This is a genomic window from Streptomyces sp. YS-3 (assembly GCF_045257485.1).
Taxonomy (GTDB): Bacteria; Actinomycetota; Actinomycetes; order Streptomycetales; family Streptomycetaceae; genus Streptomyces.
The window spans coordinates 1-4,924 of record NZ_JBJHPC010000536.1; the positions used below are offsets into that span (position 1 = coordinate 1).

The following is a 4,924-nucleotide window of genomic DNA, read 5'->3' on the forward strand; positions in this document are numbered from 1 at the left end:
CCCGTGACCCGCCGCCCTCCGCGGCCTCCGCCTCGCGTGATCGCACCCTCCCGTCACCCCCGCCTCCCCTGACCCCGTCATGCGGCGACCCCGGCGCGCCCGCGTCGCTCCAGCTGAGGCGGCGTCAACTTCCTTGCCCGCGTGGCGAATCTACCCTCCGGTAGGTGGTGGATTGTGCCCTTGTGAAGGGTACATAAGGGTCGCTGGGGACGACCCACAGCACGCCCCACAGCACGACCCGCAGCACAACTGCACATGAAGGGAGCCCGCCGTGGACCACGAAGCCCCCGCGGGAAGCGTCACCTCCACCCTCGGCCACCTCGCACTCGGACTCACCCTGCTCGCCTTCGGCCTCGGCACCACCCGGGTCGTCGACGGCGTCACCGTGGCCGACGCGGTGTCGATCGCGACGTACGTCGGCGGCATCGCCCTCTTCGTCCTCGGCATCGTCGCCTTCCGTGACCAGGACGCCTTCACCGGCACCGCCTTCGCGGGCCTGGGCGCCTTCTGGTTCACCTGGGCGAACGGTGCGGACGCCAAGTTCTCGGCCAACGCGGCCGGCCTGTTCCTGCTGCTCTTCGGGCTCCTCGCGCTGAGCCTGGCGGTGGGCTCGGCGGGCTACGGCCCCATCCGGCAGGGCTCGTTCGCGCTGCTCTTCGTCTCCCTGGTGCTCCTCGCCATCGCGGACTTCGCCACCAACGACGGCCTGGCGAAGGCCGGTGGCTGGGTGGCGGCGGTCGCGGGCGCCGTGTCCTGGTACGGGGCGACGGCGGGCCTGGCCAACTGGCCGACCGCGGTCCCGCGACGCGCTGCCGGCCGGGGGGTGACGGCCGCCGGCTAGGCAGCCGCCCGCCGGTGCGATGGGCGGCACCGGCAGGCAAGGGAGCGGCCCCGCACGCCAGGTGGCGCGTGCGGGGCCGCTTCTGCCTCTACGGGGCCGACGGATACGGAACCAGCCGTACCGGACGGACTACTCGACCGTGACGGACTTCGCCAGGTTGCGCGGCTTGTCGATGTCGCGGCCCATGGCCAGCGCCGTGTGGTACGCGAAGAGCTGGAGCGGGATGCCCATCAGGATCGGGTCCAGCTCGTTCTCGTTCTTCGGGACGACGATGGTGTGGTCGGCCTTCTCCTGCTCGCGGTGGGCCACGGCGAGGATACGGCCGCTGCGGGCCTTGATCTCCTCCAGGGCCGCGCGGTTCTTCTCCAGCAGGTCGTCGTCGGGGACGATCGCGACCGTCGGCAGCGCGGGCTCGATGAGCGCCAGCGGGCCGTGCTTGAGCTCGGAGGCCGGGTAGGCCTCGGCGTGGATGTAGGAGATCTCCTTGAGCTTCAGGGAGGCCTCCAGGGCGACCGGGTAGCCGCGCACCCGGCCGATGAACATCATCGACTGGGCGCCCGCGTACTCCTTGGCCAGCTTCTCGATCTCCGGCTCCATCGCCAGGATCTCGGAGATCTGCGCGGGCAGCTTGCGCAGGCCCTCGATGATCCGCTTGCCGTCGGCCACCGACAGGTCGCGGATGCGGCCCAGGTGCAGGGCGAGCAGCGCGAAGGCGACCACGGTGTTGGTGAAGCACTTGGTGGAGACGACGCAGACCTCGGGGCCGGCGTGCACATAGGTGCCGCCGTCCGCCTCGCGGGCGATCGCCGAGCCGACGACGTTCACGACGCCGAGGACGCGGGCGCCCTTGCGCTTGAGCTCCTGGACCGCGGCGAGCACGTCGTAGGTCTCACCGGACTGCGAGACCGCAATGTACAGCGTGTCGGGGTCCACCACCGGGTTGCGGTAGCGGAACTCGGAGGCCGGCTCGGCGTCCGCGGGGATGCGGGCGAGCTCCTCGATGAGGCCGGCGCCGATCATGCCGGCGTGGTACGAGGTGCCGCAGCCGAGGATCTTGATCCGGCGCACCCCGCGGGCCTCGCGGGCGTCGAGGTTGAGGCCGCCGAGGTGGACGGTGGAGAACCGGTCGTCGATCCGGCCGCGCAGCACGCGGTCCACGGCGTCGGCCTGCTCCGACATCTCCTTGTGCATGTACGTGTCGTGGCCGCCCATGTCGTAGGAGGCGGCCTCCCACTCGACGGTCTCGGGGGTGGCGTTGGTGAGCGTGCCCGAGGTCGTGTACGTACGGAAGTCGTCGGCCTTCAGCGTCGCCATCTCGCCGTCGTTGAGGGTGACGACCTGGCGGGTGTGGGCGATCAGCGCGGCGACGTCGGAGGCGACGAGCATCTCCTTCTCGCCGATGCCGAGGATGACCGGGGAGCCGTTGCGGGCGACCACGATGCGGTCGGCGAAGTCGGCGTGCATCACGGCGATGCCGTAGGTGCCCTCGATGACCTTGAGCGCCTCGCGGACCTTCTCCTCCAGGGAGTCGGCCGGGGAGCGGGCGATCAGGTGGGTGATCACCTCGGTGTCGGTCTCGGAGGCGAAGACGACGCCCTCGGCCTCCAGCTTGGCGCGCAGCTCGGCGGCGTTGTCGACGATGCCGTTGTGGACGACGGCGACCTTGTTCTCGGGGTCGAGGTGCGGGTGCGAGTTCACGTCGCTGGGGGCGCCGTGGGTGGCCCAGCGGGTGTGCGCGATGCCGGTGGTGCCGGTGAAGCGCTTGGGGACGCGGGCCTCCAGGTCGCGGACGCGGCCCTTGGCCTTGACCATCTTCAGCGCGCCCGACTTGGGGCTGTTGATGACCACGCCCGCGGAGTCGTAACCGCGGTACTCCAGCCGCTGGAGGCCTTCCAGCAGCAGGGGAGCGACATCACGCTTACCGATATAACCGACGATTCCGCACATAGAGTTCTGACCCCTCCATCGACGTACAGGTTCAACAGGTCCAACACGTTCGGGTGTGCTCAGCCGTAGACGATGCGGCGCAGCTGGCGGAGCGAGAGCTCCGGGGGTGCCACGGCGCGGTGCGGCAGCTCGGCCGCGATCCGCTCGAAGATCTCCGCGTTGACCAGGCCACCGGACTGCAGTTCACGGTGACGGCGGCGGACGAACTCCTCGTACGTCTCGTCGAAGTACGCCAGCACATCGAGGACCACCCGGGCGGCCTCACCGCGCTGGAGCGCGGTGCTGCGCACCAGATGGTCGATGAGGTCGTCGTGCGACGACGGGCTGCGGCGTTCGAGCACCCGTCGATATTGCGGGCTATCCGGTCCGCACGCAAGAATCCTGCCCGGTATCGGGCAGGATTCCCATGATCATACGCATCCTGGTACGGACCAGGCCGCTCCGGAAGCGCTCGCCGCCGCGGCCTTCGGCGGTGGAAGGCCGTCCGTCGGGTATTGGTCTGCACCTTGACGGTGGCGGTGGCGGGCGGTTGTGATGGTTCCCGTTCGGTTGCTCGCGTCCCCTGCTCGTGTCCCGTCGAAGGGAACCGCTTGTGAGACCGCTTGTGAGACCGCGTACGAGACAGCGCACGAGGCAGCGCGGAACGATCACGGGTCTGCTGGGCGCCCTGCTGCTTCTGGCGGCGGGCATCTCCTCGGCCGGCGCCTCCTCCGCCGCAGCCGCGCCCCGCACCCCGCGCCCGCTGGACCACATCGTCCCGGCCCCGGCCTCCGTCACCCCCGGCGGCTCCCCGTACACGCTGACGCCCGCGACCGTGATCCGGGTCGACGCCTCGGCGGGCGCCGAGGGCCGCCGGATCGCCGGCTATCTGGCGGACGTCCTGCGCCCGTCGACCGGGTACGCGCTGCCGGTACGGGCGGAGGGGCGCGGCGGCATCCGGCTGCGGCTCTCCGGCGAGACACGGCTCGGGCAGGAGGGGTACCGGCTCGAAAGCGGCCCCGGCGCGCTCACGCTCACCGCGCACCGGGCGGCCGGGCTCTTCCACGGCGTCCAGACGCTGCGGCAACTGCTGCCCGCGCCGGTCGAGAGGCGCACCCGGCAGCCGGGGCCGTGGCAGGTGGCGGGCGGGACGATCACGGACGTCCCGCGCTATGCCTACCGGGGCGCGATGCTGGACGTCTCCCGCCACTTCTTCACCGTGGCGCAGGTCGAGCGGTACATCGACCAACTGGCCCTCTACAAGATCAACAAGCTGCATCTGCACCTCAGCGACGACCAGGGCTGGCGGATCGCGATCGACTCCTGGCCCCGGCTCGCGGAGTACGGCGGGCAGACGCAGGTGGGCGGCGGCAAGGGCGGCCACTACAGCAAAGCGGACTACCGGGAGATCGTCCGGTACGCGGCGAGCCGCTATCTGGAACTCGTCCCCGAGATCGACACGCCCGGCCACACGAACGCGGCCCTCGCCTCCTACGCCGACCTGAACTGCGACGGCGTCGCGCCACCCCTCTATACCGGCACGGACGTCGGTTTCAGCTCACTGTGCGTGCCGAAGCAGGTGACGTACGCGTTCCTGGACGACGTCGTGCGGGAGCTGGCGGCGATGACGCCGGGTCGATATATCCACATCGGCGGCGACGAGGCGCACTCGACCCCGCACGCGGACTACGTGGCCTTCATGGACCGGGCCCAGGCGGTCGTCGGGAAGTACGGCAAGACGGTCATGGGCTGGCACCAGCTCACCGGGGCGCGGCCCGTCGCCGGGGCGGTGGCCCAGTACTGGGGCACGGACGGGAACGAGGCCGAGGTCGTCGCGGCGGCGAAGGCGGGGACGAAGGTGGTGATGTCCCCGGCGAACCGGGCGTATCTGGACATGAAGTACGACGCGCGCACGGAGCTGGGGCAGGACTGGGCGGGCTATGTGGAGGTGGACCAGGCCTACGGCTGGGACCCGGACACCTTCGTGAAGGGGATGCCGGCGGGAGCGGTGCTGGGGGTGGAGGCGCCGCTGTGGTCGGAGACGCTGGTGCGGAGCGGGGACGTGGAGTACATGGCGTTTCCGCGGGTGCTGGGGATCGCGGAGCTGGGGTGGTCGCCTGCGGCGACGCACGACTGGGGGGCGTACCGGGTCCGGCT

Annotated in this window: 4 protein-coding genes; 2 read left to right on the top strand and 2 right to left on the bottom strand. The window is 70.9% G+C overall.

The annotated features are described in order from the left end of the window. Positions 1-271: 271 nt before the first annotated feature. The gene (locus tag ACJA3G_RS30045; protein WP_406556193.1) at positions 272-841 is read left to right on the top strand and encodes an acetate uptake transporter; all 570 of its coding nucleotides are present in this window, start codon (positions 272-274) and stop codon (positions 839-841) included. Positions 842-970: 129 nt separating this feature from the next. Here the strand turns inward: ACJA3G_RS30045 and glmS are convergent, their stop codons facing one another. After that, positions 971-2,788 (bottom strand): glutamine--fructose-6-phosphate transaminase (isomerizing), encoded by a 1,818-nt coding sequence (glmS, locus tag ACJA3G_RS30050; RefSeq protein WP_406556194.1) that lies wholly within the window; start codon positions 2,786-2,788, stop codon positions 971-973. A gap of 59 nt (positions 2,789-2,847) precedes the next feature. After that, positions 2,848-3,129 (bottom strand): hypothetical protein, encoded by a 282-nt coding sequence (locus ACJA3G_RS30055; protein WP_067159327.1) that lies wholly within the window; start codon positions 3,127-3,129, stop codon positions 2,848-2,850. Between the two features lie 251 nt (positions 3,130-3,380). Between ACJA3G_RS30055 and ACJA3G_RS30060 the strand changes: the two genes are divergently transcribed. Next, on the top strand, positions 3,381-4,924 hold a 1,544-nt coding region (locus ACJA3G_RS30060), incomplete at its 3' end, for a beta-N-acetylhexosaminidase (RefSeq protein WP_406556195.1).